Source organism: Arthrobacter sp. CC3 (genome assembly GCF_039907775.1).
Taxonomy (GTDB): domain Bacteria; phylum Actinomycetota; class Actinomycetes; order Actinomycetales; family Micrococcaceae; genus Arthrobacter.
The window spans coordinates 1-649 of sequence record NZ_JARCCY010000114.1; the positions used below are offsets into that span (position 1 = coordinate 1).

The 649-nt window shown below is 67.2% G+C and carries 1 protein-coding gene; it reads right to left on the minus strand.

Annotation, left to right across the window (positions count from 1 at the left end):
* Positions 1–58: 58 nt before the first annotated feature.
* Positions 59–649: transposase (locus PV761_RS24225; protein WP_347900054.1), on the minus strand; the 591-nt coding region annotated here is incomplete at its 5' end.

Consider the following 649-nt stretch of genomic DNA (forward strand, 5'->3'; position numbering starts at 1 on the left):
CCCCTGATTTGGGGCGTCATCCAGTGGTTTTATTGATGGGTCGGGTTCGAGAGGTGGATTATCCCAGCGCCCATGATCCCTCGTTCCTCGTCAGTCCCAGAGTGAGGAGGCGTCGCAGGTTGAGTCCCGCGATCCGTAGCTGCAGCCAGGCGTTGTTCCGTTTGATGCCGCGGTGCGGAACGCGCCGGTTGCCGCGGGTGAGCCAGGCGATGGACCGCTCGACCATGGGCCGGTGCGTGCGGTACTCGTGTTGGAAGGCCTGGTCCGCGGCGCGTTGACGGTGTTCGCGCTGCAGCGCGTCGTGTTCGTGAAGGACCAGTTTGCGTCCCCGTGGTGAGGTGGTGCACCGGGCCCTGAGAGGACACCCGTTGCAGGCTGTGCCGAACGTGACCCGCCGTTTGGCGGTGATGGTGCGGGTGACGTTGTGCGGGCAGGTCGCGGTGCCGGCTGCCTCATCGACGCTGAAGTCATCGAGGGTGAACCCGCCGTCGACGGCTGGGCGCAGCGGCCAGGACTTGATCACCGGGGTATGGCCGGTGCGGGCGAGAGCGGCGAGCATTTCCCCGGAGCCGTAGGCCGAGTCGGCCAGGACGTCCACCCTGGTGCCGGTGATCGTGGGATCCATGCCGATCAGCCGGGCACCGACGGC